General features: G+C 67.1%; 14 protein-coding genes and 1 pseudogene. 2 read left to right on the plus strand and 13 right to left on the minus strand.

Going from position 1 to position 16,296, the window contains the following annotated elements; all coding sequences use genetic code 11:
• Positions 1 to 3 precede the first annotated feature (3 nt).
• Positions 4 to 1,782, minus strand: a complete 1,779-nt coding sequence (locus PV781_RS02960; protein ID WP_274774124.1) for a chloride channel protein — start codon at positions 1,780 to 1,782, stop codon at positions 4 to 6.
• Positions 1,783 to 1,794: 12 nt separating this feature from the next.
• Entirely contained in the window at positions 1,795 to 4,032 is a 2,238-nt protein-coding gene (gene parC / locus PV781_RS02965) for a DNA topoisomerase IV subunit A (RefSeq protein ID WP_274774125.1), read from the minus strand.
• Between the two features lie 280 nt (positions 4,033 to 4,312).
• On the opposite strand from parC, the gene PV781_RS02970 reads away from it, so the two are divergent.
• Positions 4,313 to 4,645 carry a hypothetical protein gene (locus PV781_RS02970; protein WP_274774126.1) on the plus strand — a complete coding sequence of 111 codons (333 nt, stop codon included), beginning with the start codon at positions 4,313 to 4,315 and terminating at the stop codon, positions 4,643 to 4,645.
• 47 nt (positions 4,646 to 4,692) lie between these two features.
• Here PV781_RS02970 and recO read toward each other — a convergent pair whose 3' ends face one another.
• From recO to PV781_RS03020, 10 genes are all read right to left on the minus strand, one after another.
• Entirely contained in the window at positions 4,693 to 5,424 is a 732-nt protein-coding gene (recO, locus tag PV781_RS02975; RefSeq protein ID WP_274774127.1) for a DNA repair protein RecO, read from the minus strand.
• Between the two features lie 17 nt (positions 5,425 to 5,441).
• Positions 5,442 to 6,383 (minus strand): GTPase Era, encoded by a 942-nt coding sequence (era, locus tag PV781_RS02980; RefSeq protein WP_274774128.1) that lies wholly within the window; start codon positions 6,381 to 6,383, stop codon positions 5,442 to 5,444.
• Positions 6,380 to 7,090 (minus strand): ribonuclease III, encoded by a 711-nt coding sequence (gene rnc / locus PV781_RS02985; RefSeq protein WP_274774129.1) that lies wholly within the window; start codon positions 7,088 to 7,090, stop codon positions 6,380 to 6,382. Before rnc ends, era begins: the two co-directional genes overlap by 4 nt.
• On the minus strand, positions 7,087 to 7,839 hold the full coding sequence (lepB, locus tag PV781_RS02990) for a signal peptidase I (RefSeq protein ID WP_274774130.1): 753 nt from the start codon (positions 7,837 to 7,839) through the stop codon (positions 7,087 to 7,089). The genes rnc and lepB overlap by 4 nt, the downstream gene beginning before the upstream one ends.
• Positions 7,840 to 8,012: 173 nt before the next feature.
• Entirely contained in the window at positions 8,013 to 8,885 is an 873-nt protein-coding gene (locus tag PV781_RS02995; RefSeq protein ID WP_274774131.1) for a hypothetical protein, read from the minus strand.
• 166 nt (positions 8,886 to 9,051) lie between these two features.
• Entirely contained in the window at positions 9,052 to 9,453 is a 402-nt protein-coding gene (gene acpS, locus PV781_RS03000) for a holo-ACP synthase (protein WP_274774132.1), read from the minus strand.
• Complete coding sequence (locus tag PV781_RS03005) at positions 9,450 to 10,214, minus strand: pyridoxine 5'-phosphate synthase (protein WP_274774133.1); 765 nt, start codon at positions 10,212 to 10,214, stop codon at positions 9,450 to 9,452. Before PV781_RS03005 ends, acpS begins: the two co-directional genes overlap by 4 nt.
• A gap of 18 nt (positions 10,215 to 10,232) precedes the next feature.
• The gene (locus PV781_RS03010; protein ID WP_274774134.1) at positions 10,233 to 12,446 is read right to left on the minus strand and encodes a RelA/SpoT family protein; all 2,214 of its coding nucleotides are present in this window, start codon (positions 12,444 to 12,446) and stop codon (positions 10,233 to 10,235) included.
• Positions 12,447 to 12,573: 127 nt separating this feature from the next.
• Positions 12,574 to 13,548, minus strand: a complete 975-nt coding sequence (locus PV781_RS03015) for a quinone oxidoreductase family protein (RefSeq protein WP_274774135.1) — start codon at positions 13,546 to 13,548, stop codon at positions 12,574 to 12,576.
• Positions 13,549 to 13,674: 126 nt separating this feature from the next.
• Positions 13,675 to 14,433 (minus strand): TerC family protein, encoded by a 759-nt coding sequence (locus PV781_RS03020; RefSeq protein ID WP_274774136.1) that lies wholly within the window; start codon positions 14,431 to 14,433, stop codon positions 13,675 to 13,677.
• 272 nt (positions 14,434 to 14,705) lie between these two features.
• Here PV781_RS03020 and PV781_RS03025 point away from each other — a divergent pair, with 272 nt between their 5' ends.
• Entirely contained in the window at positions 14,706 to 15,959 is a 1,254-nt protein-coding gene (locus PV781_RS03025; RefSeq protein WP_274774137.1) for a UbiH/UbiF family hydroxylase, read from the plus strand.
• A gap of 67 nt (positions 15,960 to 16,026) precedes the next feature.
• Here PV781_RS03025 and PV781_RS03030 read toward each other — a convergent pair.
• Positions 16,027 to 16,296 (minus strand): annotated as a pseudogene (locus PV781_RS03030) (hypothetical protein); the annotation flags it as partial.

The raw sequence follows: 16,296 nt of genomic DNA on the forward strand, positions 1-16,296 counted from the left end.
CGGTCAGTCGCGGTCGCCGGACAGGCTCCGGCGCACCCGCTCGAGCACGCCCGCATAGGACCGCAGTGCGGCCACTTCCGCCAGCATGCCAACCGCCTTGCCGTCGGCATCGCAGACGGGCAGGCGCATGGCGTCTGCCCGCCGGAAGGCGGACAGGGCCTCGCGCACCTGGCTTTCCGGGCGAAGCGCCTCGCTCTCGCCCTTGGCGAGCGCGCGCGCAGGTCCCTGCGGATCAACCCCGTCTGCCCAGGCGTCCACCCGCTGAATGACCCCGCATTGGCGTCCCGCCTCGTCCACAAGCACCGCCGCCAAGAGCCCACGATCCCGCAGGATGGCACGGGCCTCCTGGAGGGGCATGGTGGCCGGAAGAAGCGGCGGCTCGCCGTCCATCACTTGCTGGACCGTCAGCTTGCGGATCATCCCCACGTCGTGCGCGCCACGAATGGTCTCGCCGCGCACATGCATGCGCCATGTGGTGAAGGAGAAGCCGAAGGCATTGCGCACCACCAGCGAGCACACGATGGCTGCCGTCAGAACCAGGCCCGAAATGCCGAGATCGCCGGTGGATTCCAGGGTCAGGAAGGTCATGGTGAAGGGGCCGCCGACGATCCCCACCGCCAGGGCGGCCATGCCGACGACGGCCGATGTCACCGGATCGATGGCCAGAAACGGGACGAGAGCACCGATCGCGACGGCGAACAGCTTTCCAAGCAGCGATCCCATGAACAGCGCTGCCGAAAACAGCCCGCCGCGAAAGCCGGAGCCCAGCGAGAGCGCCGCAGCCGCGATCTTGAACACCAGCACGCCCAGCACAGCCAAGGTGACGCCCGTGCCCACCTGGATATGCATGGCGCCTTCCCCGCTCGCCAGCACCTGGGGGGAGAACAAGGCGAGCAGGCCGACCCCCATGCCTCCCACAACCGGCCGCAGAGGCGCAGGCAGCCCCGTCCGGGCGAAGCCGGTCTCCACGAGGGTCATCAGTCGCATGATGCCGATGGCCAGCAGGGCGCCGACGAGGCCAAGCACGATGTAGGGCACGAAGTCGAGGGGCACCACGTCCCGCGCCTCGGGCACGATGATGGGCGTGCCAACGGCGCCAAGCTCGCGGGCCACGAGAAAGCCCACCAACGCGGCCGCAATCACCTGCGCCACCGCAGGAATAGCATAGACGCCGATGATCAACTCAAAGGCATAGAAGGCCCCGGTCAGCGGCGCATGGAAGGCGGCGGCAATGCCGGCCGCCGCTCCGCAGCCCACCAGGATCCGCAATTCCGACCGGCTGATGCGCAGCTTCTGGCCGAGGAAGGACCCAAAGCCCGAGCCCCATTGCGTATAGCCGGCCTCCATGCCCACGGACGCGCCGAACCCGTTGCACAGCATGGTTTGTAGCGACAGGAGGAAGCTGTCCAGCAGCGACATGCGCCCGCCTTCCAGCGCGTTGGCCTCCACCGGGTCGACGATCGGGCGTGGTCGCAAATGTTTCAGGGCCAGGGAATAAAGCCCGATCACGAGCCCGCCCGCCGCAGGGATGGCATACATATAGATGTGCGAGAGGTCCGACATGGCGGACAGGAACCCCTCCGGCCCGGCGCCGAACAGGATCTTGTGCATCTCATGGGCGCCCCGGCTCATGGCCGTCACGCCGACGCCCGCCACCGACCCGATCAGGCAGGCAAGAAGTACCAGGAAAAGCTCGCGCGCGCGAAACAGGTTCAGCGCCGCCGCGCTCAGGCTTCCAGCGACGCGGCGGGGGCTCAGATCGGCGCGCGAGATCCAGCCCATGGGGGAGCGTCCTCAGGCGAAGCGGTTGTTGCGGGGGAAGCCCTTGGGCGGCAGGCGGCCGGAAGAGGCACGCTCGCCCTGCCAGTCGAGCAGGTCCGTCACGGTCCAGGTGCGGCCGGACGTATCTTCCCAGGTCAGGCCATCGGCGCGGGTGAACACCTTGGCATCGGACAAGCCACCCTCCTTGTAGCGCTGGAGGCGAAGGCCCCTGCCCCGGGTCATCTCAGGAACCTGGTTGAGTGGGAAGAGGAGCAGCTTTCGGTTGTCGCCGATCACCGCCACGGTGTCTCCGACCGCCGGGGTGACCACCATCGTGCGGTCCGGCGCGTCAACGGTGAGCACCTGCTTGCCCTTTCGGGTGGTGGCAAGGCACTCGTCGGAGGAGACGATGAAGCCACGGCCTTCCTTTGAGGCCACCAGGAGCCGCTGGGCGGGAACGTGGGGGAAGACCGACACGATGTCCGCCTCCTGCTCCAGGTCGATCATGAGGCGCAGCGGCTCGCCGTGGCCGCGCCCGCCGGGGAGTTTCGAGGCGTCCAGCGTGTAGAAGCGCCCATTGGTGGCGACCACCATGAGGCGCGACGTCGTCTCCGCATAAAAGGCATGCGCGAGGGTATCGTCGCCCTTGAACTGCAACCCGGTCACGTCCGGCTGGTGCCCCTTCAGGGCGCGGATCCAGCCCTTCTGAGACACCACGACCGTGATGGGCTCACGTTCCACCAGGGCTTCCGTAAAGGCATCCTCGTGCAGCACGGGAGCTGCGGCGAAGCTGGTGCGCCGGCGGCCGATCTCGGTTTCGGGGCCGTAGGTCTTGCGGGTCTGGCGGATCTCGCTGCCGATGGCCTTCCATTGCGCGGTCTCGGAGGCCACCAGCTTGTTGAGCTGGTCCTGCTCCTTGCTCAGCGCATCATGCTCCTTGCGGATCTCCATCTCTTCCAGCTTGCGCAGGGAGCGCAGGCGCATGTTGAGGATGGCCTCTGCCTGCACGTCGGAGAGCGAGAAGGTCCGCATCAATTCGGCCTTCGGCTCGTCCTCCTCGCGGATGATGCGGATCACCTCGTCGAGATTGAGATAGGCGACGAGATAGCCGGCCAGAACTTCAAGGCGATGGGCGATCTCACCCAAGCGGTGCCGTGAGCGGCGCAGCAAGACGTCTCGCCGGTGGGCGAGCCATTCCCGAAGGGCATCGGCGAGGGAGAGCACCTTGGGGACTTGCCCGCGCACCAGCACGTTCATGTTGAGCGGAATGCGCGCCTCAAGCTCGGTGAGCTTGAAGAGGCTTTCCATGAGCACTTCCGGGTCCACATTGCGGGCCCGCGGCTCCAGCACCAGGCGGATGTCCTCGGCCGACTCGTCGCGCACGTCGGCGAGCAGCGGCAGCTTCTTGTCGGTGAGGAGTTCCGCGATCTTCTCCACCAGGCGGGACTTGGGCACGCCGTAGGGGATCTCTGTGACCACCACCAGATAGGTGCCCCGCCCCGTCTCCTCGCGCTCCCATCGGGCGCGCACGCGGAACGAGCCGCGCCCGGTGGCATAGGCTTCGGCGACCCCGATGGGGTCTTCCACAAGCACGCCGCCGGTGGGGAAGTCCGGCCCCGGGACAAATTGCAGCAGGTCGGAGGCCGGCGCCTCCGGCCGGTCAAGCAGATAGAGGGCCGCATCCAGAAGCTCGGCGGCATTGTGGGGCGGGATGGAGGTGGCCATACCCACCGCGATGCCCTGGGAGCCATTCGCCAGGAGATTGGGGAAGGCCGCCGGCAGGACCACCGGCTCCTCCTCCGACCCATCATAGGTCGGCCGGAAGTCCACCGCATCGTCGTCGATCCCGTCCAGCAGCAGGCGGGCGGTCTCGGTCATGCGGGCTTCGGTGTAGCGCATGGCGGCGGCATTATCGCCGTCCACATTGCCGAAATTGCCCTGCCCATCCACGAGCGGGTAGCGCTGGGCAAAGTCCTGCGCGAGGCGGACCAAGGCGTCATAGACCGCCTGATCGCCATGGGGGTGGAACTTACCGATGACGTCGCCCACCACGCGGGCACATTTCTTGAACCCAGTCCCCGGATCCAGCTTCAGCTGGCGCATGGCGTGGAGGATGCGCCGGTGCACCGGCTTCAGCCCGTCCCGCGCATCGGGAAGGGCCCGGTGCATGATGGTGGACAGGGCATAAGCAAGGTAACGCTCCTCAAGGGCGGTCTTGAGGGCGACCGGCTCGATGGAACCTTCGCTGGGCGGGGGAGTGCGCTTGGCCATGTGGTTCGACTAGCGCGCTCCAAAGCGACGCACAAGGCGCCATGTGAACACCGCACCGGTGCCCCAGCGTGAGCGCAACTTTGCCGCAAAGGCTGCGGGATGTATCCCTCGCCACCCTTGAAGTGAACGAGCATTCAGAGAAACGTCCATTTGCCAGCCCGCCGGATCCCGCGAATATCTTGCTTGTGCTCCAGATGGAACAAATCACGGACATCTTAGCTTTAGACACTCATAAGCAGCACCGAATGGTGCGCCATATCGCTTCGAAGGAGAAGCTGAGATGAAACGTCTTGTTGTTGCTTGCTGTGGGGCTGCGGCACTTGGAATCGTCTCGCTCGCTGGCCAAGCCCAGGCCATGCCCCTGACCCCCGCGCCGACGACCGCGCCCGCAGCCCAGCCGCTCGGCCTCGCCCAAGGTAATGTGACCGCCGAGCAGGTGGCGTGGCGCCGCGTCTGTCGTCCGGTGCGCTCGTGGTGGAATGGGCGGCCCGTCGTGGTGCAGCGCTGCAACCGTGTTTGGGTGGGTCCTCGCCCCGGCTGGCAAGGCTATGGTCCCCGGCCCGGGCCGCGTTATGGAAACTATTACGGCCCGCCGCCCCGCTGGTCCTACTGACGGACGCGCTCAGCGGCCCGGAACTCACGTTCCGGGCCGTTGGCTCATCAAACGCGCGGTCCAGCGCGCCGCACGGCAGAGAGAAAGCCGGCGCGGGCCTCCGGAAGCCCCATCCCCCTCGGCTCGAACACCCTGCGGCCCAGAAAATATCCCGTCAGGCGAAAGGCATCTTCCAGGTCCGGCAAGGACGGGGGAACGATCGAGCCAATCAGGAAGGCTGGCAGCGGGAGCAGGACATCCGCATAGGGAGCGCCTGCATCTTCCGAGACCGCCCGTCCGGTCCGCGGGGAAACGTAGGTAAGATTATTGTTGCCGCCGGTGGCTGCGCAGCGCTGGAGCTCCAGGCCGAATCCCAGTTCGGCAAGCAAGGCGAGCTCAAACCGGGCCAGCAATTCCCCCGCGGCCAAGGGCTCGGTGAAGGCATCCAGGATGGCGTCGAGGACGCCATAGAGCCCGGGATGAGGATCGCGCTCCGGCAAGAGGTGCAGCAAAGCGGATATGTAGGTGACGCCGAACGCCCCATGGGCTGCCGCCATCAGGCGGCCCGCCCGCTCCTCCAGTGGCTCGAGAGAGAGCAGTCCCAATTGTTCCGGCACCCGAGCGCGCCACACTGCCCGCACCTTGTTGCCGGGCTGAACCACCGGCGCCTGCCGTCGAGATAGTCCACCTCGCACCAAGCCCAGATGCCGGCCGCGGGCCTGCGTCATCAGTTCGACGACGGCACTGCTCTCACCGTGCCGCCGGACGCCAATGACGATGCCCTCGTCGATCCATTCCACGGCAGCCTCGGTTTGTCTCAGTCCCCTCTGGGGAATTCCAGCCCCATTTCGCGATAGCGCTCCGGATCATCCGCCCAATTCTCTCGCACCTTCACGAACAGGAAGAGATGAACGGGAGCCTCGACGATTTCGGAAATCTCGGCCCGGGCTTCCGACGAGATGGTCTTGATGGCGCTGCCGCCCTTGCCCAGCACGATCTTGCGCTGGCTTTCGCGCTCCACATAGATGGTCTGCTCGATCCGCACCGACCCGTCACGCAACTGCTTCCAGCTCTCGGTCTCAACGGTGGAGCGGTACGGGAGTTCGTCGTGCAGGCGCAGGAACATCTTCTCGCGGGTGATCTCGGCCGCCAGCATGCGCATGGGCGCATCCGTGATCTGGTCCTCCGGATAAAGCCACGGGCCGAAAGGCACGGAACCTGCAAACCAGGCCTTCACGTCGTCGACGCCGTCACCCGTCAGAGCGGAAACCATGAACACCTTGTCAAAGGCCAGGCGGCCGGTGAGTTCAGTCACCAATGCCAGCAAGGTGTCGCGGCGGATGAGGTCGATCTTGTTCAGGATCAGTGCGCGCGGCCGGCGGACTTCGCCGAGCGACTTCAGGATGGCTTCCACATCCTCGTCCAGGCCACGCTTGGCATCCACCAGGAGGGCGACGAGGTCCGCATCCGAGGCGCTGGTCCAGGCGGTGGACACCATGGCCCGCTCTAGGCGCCGCTTGGGCGAAAAGATGCCGGGCGTATCCACCAGGATCACCTGCGCCGCGCCATCAAGGAGAATGCCCCGGACAATGGCCCGAGTCGTCTGCACCTTGTGCGAGACAATGGACACCTTGGTACCCACCAACGCATTGGTCAGCGTGGATTTTCCAGCATTGGGGGCGCCCAGCAATGCGACAAAGCCGCAGCGAGTGGGCTCCGGCGCGGTGGGCGATTCTTCGGTGTGGTTCGTGTCACTCATGTCTTGTCCCCGGCGCTCACGCCTTCCCTGGCAAGGAAAGCGGAGGCTGCCGCCTTCTGCGCCGCCTGCTTCGACTGACCCTGCGCCTCTGCGGGCTCAAGCCCGGGCAATTCCACGCTGACGGAGAAGACCGGTGCATGGTCGGGCCCCGAGCGTGCCACTTCGCGATAAACCGGAGGGGGCAACCCGCGGCCCTGGGCCCACTCCTGCAGCACGGTCTTGGGGTCGCGCAACGGGCGCTTGGGCGCCTCGAGCCGGGACCGCCAGAACCGCTCCACCAGAGCATGGGCCGCCGGATAGCCGCCGTCCAGATAGACCGCCGCCACCACCGCCTCGGCCACATCGGCCAGGATGGTCCGCCGCTTGCGGGCACCGGACTGGGCTTCGCCCGTCCCGACCCGGATCAGGCTCCCCACACCCATGTCCTCCGCCACCTCGGCGCAGGCTTCCTCGCGCACCAGATCCGCAAGGCGGCGGGACAGTTCGCCCTCCTCCGCGCCGGGAAAAGCGTCATAGAGCATGTGGGAGACGATGCTCCCCAGCACATGGTCGCCGAGGAACTCCAGGCGCTGATAGGACCGCACGCGGGGCGCATTGCCCTTCACGGCGCTGATGTGGGTCAGCGCCAGCTCGATCAGAGCGGGGTCGGAGAAGGGATGGCCGATGCGGGCCTCGAACGCGGCCAGGTCGCCGCCCCCGCCGCTCATCGGACGATCGTGAACAGGCGCGACCAGCGCACCGTCCAGGGCCATCTCCAGAACTGCCAGGCAGGAGCGTGCTCACCCACCGAGAAGAAGATGATCTGCGCCTTGCCGATGAGATTCTCGTAAGGCACGTACCCCACTTGGCTTAGCACCCGGCTGTCGGCCGAATTGTCCCGGTTGTCGCCCATCATGAAGAAGTGGCCGGCCGGCACCTGGTAGACCTGGGTGTTGTCGTAAAAGCCGTTGTCCACCAGGTCGAGGGTTTCGTAGGAGACGCCGTTGGGCAAGGTCTCCTTCCAGCGCTTGACCGGCACCTCGCGGCCGCTGCCATCGTCCTGCATGACGTCGGGCAGGCGCTCGCGCTTCACGGGGGCCCCGTTGATGTGCAACAGACCGTTGATCATCTGGATGCGGTCGCCGGGCAGGCCCACCACGCGCTTGATATAGTCGGTCTCGTTGTCCTTGGGCAGCTTGAACACCACCACGTCGCCCCGCTGCGGATCGGCGCCCATGATGCGGCCCGAGAACAGATTGGGCGAGAAGGGAATGGAGAAGCGTGAATAGCCGTAGCTGAACTTGGAGACGAACAGGTAGTCGCCGATCAGCAGCGTGTCCTTCATGGAGCCGGAAGGAATATTGAACGGCTGGAACAGGAAAGTCCGGATCACCAAGGCGATGAGAAGCGCATGGAAGATCACACGGACGGTTTCAAGGAAGCCGCCTTCCTTCTTGGAATCGCTGGTAGATGTCATAGACCGTCCGGTTGTCCCAAGGCTCTGGAGGCGGCGCGAGGTGCGCGCTCCGTTGCACAGCCGCACCATACCGCCGGAAAATCAAGCCGGCCATGCGGTCGCACTTCTATAGACGCTTCGGCGGGGGCGGGCAATGGAACCCGCTTTCCCTGCGCGCTCGTACAATAACACGCCTAGCGCACCTCGATTTGCGACAGACTTGCCGGGTCCTTCTCCAGGCGCCGACGCAATTCGGCCAGCACGGCAAGGTTGCCGTTTCGGTAGCTCAGTTGTCCCACATGCAGCCAGGTGTCGAAAACCAGGTGCAGATGCTCTTCACCTCCAATCACAACAACGCCTTCGCCCACCTTGGCCGGGACAAATCGTGCCTCATCCATGTGGCGGTAGAGCGTGCCCCACATGCGCCCGCCCGTATCCAGGCCCAGCATGCGGTCGGTACCGAAATTGATCTTGGACGGCTTGATGCGGTCGACATCGAACACGGCAAAGCCCGGCCAGAGGTACCAGGCGCGGGACGCGTCCTGCCGCCGGACGTAGCCGTAGCAGGCTTGGCCCTTTATTTTCTCAGCGAAATCATAGCCTTGAAGAGGGACAAGGTCATGGTCGAGGGTAGCGAACCGGCGCACTCCAGCGGGCAGGATGAGGTTGCGCAGCACCCAGTTCAGGGCGGTGGCGTGCGAGCGGGAGGAGTGGAACTTCACCAGGGGCGCCTTGGGCAGGCGGCAATAGATGCGGCCGGCCTGCGCGCAGAAGGCGCGGATCTTGCGGGAGGCCTCCGGCTCGGTAGAATTATCACACACCACCAAGGGGATAGCGGGCGTGAGCCGGGCCATGGCATCGGACAGAACCGCGATGGCTTCAGGGATGTTGAAGGCGACGGTGAAGGCGATGACGGGGGCGTCCAGCGCCCGGATGGCTGCCACCGCAGCGGCCTGATCGGCGCTGCGCTTGCGATAATGAATCGCGTCAAGCACTTGATAACGCAGGTGGAAAATGCCGCGCTGGAGCGGCCCGCCCAGGACGATGTCTCGAAACGTCAAACCCACTGCCTGTTGCTCCCGCCCCTGCGCGCCGTGCGCGCCGCCCCGCGCCGAACGGACCTTATCTCCGCCTCGCCCATGTTCCGGCCGAGTTCATCGCTGATCCCATAGCACAGGGGGCGAGGTGTGCGCTCCTCTCCCCTGTTCGGGTGGAATTCAGGTGCCGGCCGCCTCACCGGACGGGGTTTGCCGAGATGATCACATGGGCGGCGCAGAGCGGTCCTTCGTCGGTGATCGAGAGGTCAATCTGCGCTTCATATCCTTCTGGAATCAACGACTTGAGCCGCTCCGCGGCGCCGCCGGTGAGCCGCAAGGTGGGCTTTCCGGAGGGCAGGTTGACCACGCCCATGTCCCGCCAGAAGACCCCATGGCTCAGTCCCGTCCCCAGGGCCTTGGCGCAGGCCTCCTTGGCGGCAAACCGCTTGGCATAGGTCTCCACCCGGCGGGCGCGACGGTCGGCCTTGGCCCGCTCCTCGGGGGTGAAAATCCTGTCCAGGAAACGGTTTCCGAACCGTTCGATGGACTTGGCGATGCGCCGGGCGTCGGTGAAATCGGAGCCGGTGCCGATAATCATGCGGCCTGTTCCTTTCCGTCCCCCCGTCCCTCTGCGATGACCTCGCGCATGCGCCGAACAGCGCCTTCGAGGCCGGTGAACAAGGCTTCGCCCACCAGGAAGTGGCCGATATTCAGCTCGAGGATCTGCGGAATCCCAGCCATGATTCGCGCGGTCTCGAAATTGAGCCCGTGGCCCCCATGCACCTCCAGGCCGAGCCCCTCCGCCTGACGGGCCCCCTGGGTGAGGCGGGCCAGCTCTCCCTCGGCTTCCCCCACCTGCCCCTCGGCCAGGAGGTCGCACCAGGCGCCGGTGTGCAGCTCGACGATGTCGGCGCTGAGGGCCGAGGCGGCGGCGATCTGGCGGGGGTCGGCGGCGATGAAGAGGGAGACCCGGATGCCGGCCGCCTTCAGGGCGGCGATCTTGGGCCCGAGCTCGGCCTGCTGGCCGGCGGCATCGAGCCCGCCCTCGGTGGTGCGTTCCTCGCGCCGCTCGGGCACGAGGCAGCAGGCGTGGGGCTGCGTGGCCAGCGCGATGGCGACCATCTCGTCGGTGGCGGCCATCTCGAAATTCAGCGGCAGGGGGATCTGCGCCTTGAGCCGCGCCATGTCGCCATCGCGGATGTGGCGGCGGTCCTCGCGCAGATGGGCGGTGATGCCGTCGGCGCCGGCGGCCATGGCGAGGGCGGCGGCGCGCACCGGGTCGGGATGGACGCCGCCGCGGGCATTGCGGACGGTCGCCACGTGGTCGATGTTCACTCCGAGGCGGACCGGCCTGTGCATCCCAAAACTCCTGACGGCTCAGCCATTGAGGCGCGCCACGCTCGACACCGTCGGCCGCTTGCGCAGGTCGGACATGATGGCATTGAGGTGGCGCAGGTCGAAGACGCCGAGATCGATCACCAGTTCGTGGAAGTCCGGCGAGCGCGAGCGCATCTGGATTCCCTCGATATTGGCGTTGCGGTCGGCGATGACGGTGGCGATCTGGGCCAGCGCCCCCGGCTCGTTGACGGAGGTCACCACGATCTGGGCGGGAAAGCGCCCCTCGCTCAGTTCGTCCACGTCCCAGCGCACGTCCAGCCAGCGCTCGGGAGTGTCCTCGAACTGCTGGAGGGCCTTGGACTGGATGGGATAGATGGTGATGCCCACGCCTGGCGTGAGGATGCCGACGATCCGGTCTCCCGGTACGGCGCCGCCCTCCTGCGCGAAGCGCACGGGCAGTTCGCCATTGATGCCGCGAATGGGAATGGCGGTGGCATCGTCCTCGGGCGCGTCGGGGATCTTGAACTTGAGGTTCTGTCCGCGCTTCAGCTCGAACCACCCCTCCCCTTGCGGCGCCTTGTTGCCGCCGGAGCGGTCTTCCAGGCGGGGAGCGTTCCAGTCGGGATGAACGGCGCGGATGAGGTCATCCGGCTTGATCTCCCCGCGCCCCACCGCCGCGAACACATCCTCAAGGGAGGTGCGGGCGAGGCGCGGCATGGCCTTGGTCAGGGCCTCGTCGGAGAAGATCTTGCCGGCGCGGGCGAAATTGCGCTCCGCGATCTTGCGGCCAAGGCCGGCATATTGGGCGCGGACGGCGGCGCGGGTGGCGCGGCGCACGGCGGCCCGCGCCTTTCCGGTGACGGCGATGGTCTCCCACGCCCCTGGCGGGGTCTGGGCCTTGGAGGTGATGATCTCCACCTCGTCGCCATTCTTCAGTTCCGACACCAGCGGCGCCACCGTGCCGTTGATCTTGCAGCCCACCGCGGTGTTGCCGACATCCGTGTGCACGGCATAGGCAAAGTCGATGGGCGTCGCCCGGCGCGGCAGGGCGATCAGGCGGCCCTTGGGGGTGAAGCAGAAGACCTGGTCGTGGAACAGTTCGAGCTTGGTGTGTTCCAGGAACTCTTCCGGGCTGAGGCCCTGGGAGAGGTTCTCGATGGTCTTGCGCAGCCAGGCATAGGCCCGGCTCTCATTGGACAGGATGACCGGCTGTTCGTCCGACCCATCCTTGTAGAGGGCATGGGCGGCGATGCCGTATTCGGCGATGTCGTCCATGTCGCGGGTGCGGATCTGCAGTTCCACGCGCTGGCGCCGGGGGCCGATGACGGTGGTGTGGAGCGAGCGATAGTCGTTAGGCTTGGGGGTGGAGATGTAGTCCTTGAAGCGGCCGGGGACGATGGGCCACTTGGTGTGGACGATGCCGAGGGCGCGGTAGCAATCCTCCACCGAGGAGACGATGACGCGGAAGCCATAGAGATCGGACAATTGCTCGAACCCGATGGCCTTGCGCTCCATCTTGCCCCAGATGGAGTAAGGCCGCTTCTCGCGTCCCTTCACCAGCGCGGTGATCTCGCGCCGCGCCAGTTCGTCATGCAGCTCGCGCTCGATCTCCTCCACCAGGGGGCCGTTGCGCTCGCGCAGTTCCGATACGCGCACGGTGATGGATTCGTAGGCCTCGGGCGACAACTGGCGAAAGGACAGCTCCTCCAGCTCCTCGCGCATGTCCTGCATGCCCATGCGGGCGGCGAGCGGGGCGTAGATGTCCAGGGTTTCCTGGGCCACCCGGTCGCGCTTTTCCTGCGGCACGTATTTCAGCGTGCGCATGTTGTGCAGGCGGTCGGCGAGCTTCACCAGCAGCACGCGCACGTCGTCGGCGATGGCGAGGAGCAGCTTGCGCAGGTTTTCCGCCTGCTTGGCCTGCTTGGAGACCAGATCCAGCTTCTTGATCTTGGTCAGGCCCTCCACCAGCTGTGCGATCTGGGTGCCGAACAGGCGCTCGATCTCGGCCTTGGTGGCGCCGGTATCCTCGATGGTGTCGTGGAGCAAGGCGGCCACGATTGTGGCGTCGTCCAGCTCCAGGTCCGTGAGGATGGCCGCCACTTCCAGCGGGTGGGAGAAATAGGGATCGCCGGAGGCGCGCACCTGGGAGCCATGCGCGCGCATGGCATAGACATAGGCTCGATCGAGCAGCGCCTCGTCGGTGTTCGGATTATACCGACGGACGCGCTCCACGAGTTCGTACTGGCGCATCATGGCCGAACGGACCGCCGAAGACTGAGAAGACGGGTGTCACCCGCCCTGGAGTTTCTCCAAGGTTATCACGAACGGGGCGGTCCGGCGCAAGGGACGGCGCCGGCAAATCCAAAAATGCATAGCTGCGTCAAGGCAGAAGCAGAGTTGAGCCGGTTGTGGCCCGCCCTTCCAGATCGTGATGGGCGCGCTGGGCGTCCTTCAGCGCATAGGTCTGGTGCACGGGGATCTTCACGGCGCCTTTGATGACCATCTCGAACAGGTCGTTGGCCGTCGCTACGAGCTCCTCCCGCGTCGCCACATAGGTGCCGAGCGTCGGGCGGGTGGCGTAGAGCGAGCCCTTCTGGGAGAGGGTCAGCAGGTCGAAATTGGTGATGGCGCCCGAGGCATTGCCGAAGGACACCCAGAGGCCGCGCGGCTTCAGGCAGTCGAGCGAGGCCGGATAAGTGGCCTGGCCGACGCCGTCATAGACCACGTCGCACATCTTGCCCGACGTGATCTCCTTCACGCGATGGACGAAATCCTCCTCGCGATAAAGGATCACGTGGTCGACGCCATTGGCGAGGGCCAGTTCCGCCTTGTCCTTGGATCCCACCGTGCCGATGACGGTGGCGCCCAGGGCATGGGCCCACTGGGACAGGATCAGCCCGACGCCCCCGGCGGCGGCCTGGATGAGGATGGTGTCGCCGGCTTTCACCTCAAAGGTCCGCCGCACCAGATATTGCGCCGTCATGCCCTTGAGCATCATGGCGGCGGCGGTGCGGTCATCGATGGAGGCGGGCAGGTGCACCAGCACGGAGGCGGGAATGTTGCGCACCTGGGCATAGGCGCCCATGGCGCCCGCATAGGCGACGCGATCTCCCACATGAAAGTCGTTCACGTGGTCGCCCACGGCCACCACTTCGCCCGCGCCTTCATTGCCGGGGATGAAGGGCAGTTGCGGGGCCTTGTAGAGGCCGGTGCGGAAATAGGTGTCGATGAAATTGAGGCCGATGGCGGTGTGGCGGATCTGAACCTCGCCCGGGCCGGGGGGCGGCACGGTGATGGTCTCAAAGGTGAGCACCTCCGGACCGCCGGTCCGGTGCACGCGAATCGCCGCAACCATGTCCTCGCCTCCAACCCGTTTTCCGGCGTGGCCGACCGCGCCGCGGCGCCGCCCGGCAGCCGGAGCGCGGGCATGATAGGCGCTCCCCGTCCCTCGGCAAGCGCTGAAGCGGTGTGACGGTCATGCTCAGGGCTTGTGCCGTGCCGCGCCGGTCTCGTCCGCATCCGCCAGCCGGCGGCGCCGGCGGCCGGCGGCCATGATGTTCATGGCCTCCACCAGCACCGCGAAGGCCATGGCCGCATAGATGTAGCCCTTGGGGATATGGAAGCCCAAGCCATCCGCCACCAGCGTGGTGCCGATCAGCACCAGGAAGGCCAGCGCCAGCATCTTGGTGGTGGGGTGGGAGCCGATGAAGGCGCTCAGCGGCCCGGAGGCCACGAACATGACGGCCACCGCGATCACCACCGCCAAAACCATGATTTCCAGATGCTCGGCCATGCCGATGGCGGTGAGGATGGAATCGATGGAGAAGACGAGATCGAGCAGCGCAATCTGCGCCACCATCATGAAGAAGGCGGAGCTGGCGGGCGCGACGCCGCCGGGCTCGTCCCCCTCCATCTCGCCATGCATCTCGGTGGTGGCCTTGGCCACCAGGAAGGCGCCACCGGCGATGAGGATGATGTCCCGCCACGACACGCCATGGCCCATCACCGTGAACAGGGTCTCCTGCAACCCGATGAGCCAGGACAAGGTGAAGAGGAGCGCGATGCGCATGAACAGCGCGAGGCCGAGCCCGATCTGCCGCGCCCGCAGCGCCTGATGGGCCGGCAGGCGCTGCACCAGCAGCGAGATGAAGATCACATTGTCGATGCCGAGCACGATCTCCATGGCCACCAGCGTGACCAGCGCCGCCCAGGCTTCGGGGGATGAGATCCAGGCCAGCATTCGCGTCTCCCGTTCCGGTGGCCCCTGCGTGCCGGCTCACCCTACCGCCTAAGCCTGCCTCCTGCCGAGGCTCTTGAGGGGTCTTGGCGGGGGATGGGACGACGCACCGCGCGACGCCGGGCGCCCTTGCCGCTAAACTGCGGCCACCTGAATATCGATCCCCGGCGCGATCCGGATGCCGGGATTGCGCGTTCCACCATGAGCCGGCCGCCTGCGCAGGGGCGGGCTGGCCTTCGTCCCGGCGCAGGGACGCGCAGCGTGCGGAGGTTGCCATGCCCGATCATTTGAACTCCGATCAGTTGAACTCCGATCCGTCGAACACCGACCCCGCGCGCCTTGATGCCTCGAGCGCCTTCCCCCTGAATCACGAGGTGATCGTCGTGGGCGGCGGGCCGGCGGGCCTGGCGGCCGCCATCGGTCTCGCCCGCGCGGGCGTCCCCACGGCGCTGGTGACGGGGCCGGAGCGCGGCGTGGACCAGCGCACCACGGCGCTGATGGAAGGCTCGGTGCAGATTCTCTCGGCCTATGGCGTGTGGGAGCGTCTGGCCCCCCACACCGCGCCGCTCAGGGACCTGCGCATCGTGGATGCCACCCGCCGGCTCATGCGGGCGCCGGAAGTCACCTTCCGCGCCGCGGAGATCGGGCTGGAGGCGTTCGGCTACAATATCGAGAACGAGGCGCTGCGCGGCGAGCTGACCACGGCGGCGCTGGCCACCCCCAATCTCCACATCGCCCGCGCCTCGCTCACCGACGTGAGTGTGGCGGGCGAAGCGGCGCAGGTCGCCCTCGATGACGGCCGCACGCTCACCGCCCGCCTCGTCATCGCCGCCGACGGGCGCCAGTCGCGGGTGCGCCAGGCGCTGGGCATCGGCCTGAAGTCGCAGGCCTACCCGCAGGTGGCGCTCACCTTCACGGTGGCGCACACCCGCCCGCACGAGGACATCTCCACCGAATTCCACACCGAGACCGGCCCCTTCACCCTGGTCCCCCTGCCGGGGCTTCGCTCTTCCATCGTGTGCGTGGTGAGCGAGCGGGAGGCGGTCACCCTTCTCGGCCTCGACGACACCGCGCTCGCGCGGGAGCTGGAGCGGCGCGCCCATTCCATCCTCGGCGCCTTCACTCTCCAGCCGGGCCGCGGCGCCTTTCCGCTCTCGGCGGAGACGGCGCGCAGCCTGGTGGGCGAGCGGGTGGCGCTGATGGCGGAGGCGGCGCACGTGATGCCGCCCATCGGAGCGCAGGGCCTCAATCTGGGCCTGCGGGACGCGGACGCCTTGGTGCGGGCGGTCGGCGCCGCCTTCGCGGCCGGGCGCGATCCCGGCGCGACGGACCTGCTGGCCAGCTATGAGCGGGAGCGGCGGCTGGACATTGAGGGGCGCATGCGGGCCGTGGACCTGCTCAACCGCTCTCTCCTGTCCGACCTCGTTCCGGTCCAGGGGCTGCGGGGCCTCGGCCTTTACCTTCTCGATCGCGTGGGCCCGCTGCGGCGGCGCCTGATGCGGCTCGGCGTGGGCAGCCAGGCCGCCTGAGCCGGGCGGACGGCACAAAAAAGGGGGCGGTCCCGACGGGACCGCCCCCTTTTTTCAGTCCGGTCGCTCAGCGCGGCTGGTTGGCGCGGGCGACGTGGTCGCGCAGCTCCTGGAGGGAGGCGAAGCGCAGCACGCCGTCGGGAAGCTCCGCCTGGATGGAGCCGTCCGAATAGAGCGTGTAGGCCATGCCGCCCACGATGCCGGACTTCAGGATGGTGGGCTCTGCCACCTCCGGCGGACGCGGCGGCTCTGCGCGGCGCACGGGAGCGGGCGCAGGCGGGGCGGGCGGCGCGGGCGGAGGGGCGAACGGCCGGGGCACGGGCGCCTGACGCGGCTC

The sequence above is a fragment of the Aquabacter sediminis genome (assembly GCF_028863665.1).
Lineage (GTDB): Bacteria > Pseudomonadota > Alphaproteobacteria > Rhizobiales > Xanthobacteraceae > L1I39.

Bases quoted from the DNA above. Each gene is read 5' to 3' on its own strand.
- PV781_RS02960 (WP_274774124.1), bottom strand. From the start codon at position 1,782: ATGGGCTGGATCTCGCGCGCCGATCTGAGCCCCCGCCGCGTCGCTGGA.
- parC (WP_274774125.1), bottom strand. From the start codon at position 4,032: ATGGCCAAGCGCACTCCCCCGCCCAGCGAAGGTTCCATCGAGCCGGTC.
- PV781_RS02970 (WP_274774126.1), top strand. From the start codon at position 4,313: ATGAAACGTCTTGTTGTTGCTTGCTGTGGGGCTGCGGCACTTGGAATC.
- era (WP_274774128.1), bottom strand. From the start codon at position 6,383: ATGAGTGACACGAACCACACCGAAGAATCGCCCACCGCGCCGGAGCCC.
- rnc (WP_274774129.1), bottom strand. From the start codon at position 7,090: ATGAGCGGCGGGGGCGGCGACCTGGCCGCGTTCGAGGCCCGCATCGGC.
- lepB (WP_274774130.1), bottom strand. From the start codon at position 7,839: ATGACATCTACCAGCGATTCCAAGAAGGAAGGCGGCTTCCTTGAAACC.
- acpS (WP_274774132.1), bottom strand. From the start codon at position 9,453: ATGATTATCGGCACCGGCTCCGATTTCACCGACGCCCGGCGCATCGCC.
- PV781_RS03005 (WP_274774133.1), bottom strand. From the start codon at position 10,214: ATGCACAGGCCGGTCCGCCTCGGAGTGAACATCGACCACGTGGCGACC.
- PV781_RS03010 (WP_274774134.1), bottom strand. From the start codon at position 12,446: ATGATGCGCCAGTACGAACTCGTGGAGCGCGTCCGTCGGTATAATCCG.
- PV781_RS03015 (WP_274774135.1), bottom strand. From the start codon at position 13,548: ATGGTTGCGGCGATTCGCGTGCACCGGACCGGCGGTCCGGAGGTGCTC.
- PV781_RS03020 (WP_274774136.1), bottom strand. From the start codon at position 14,433: ATGCTGGCCTGGATCTCATCCCCCGAAGCCTGGGCGGCGCTGGTCACG.
- PV781_RS03025 (WP_274774137.1), top strand. From the start codon at position 14,706: ATGCCCGATCATTTGAACTCCGATCAGTTGAACTCCGATCCGTCGAAC.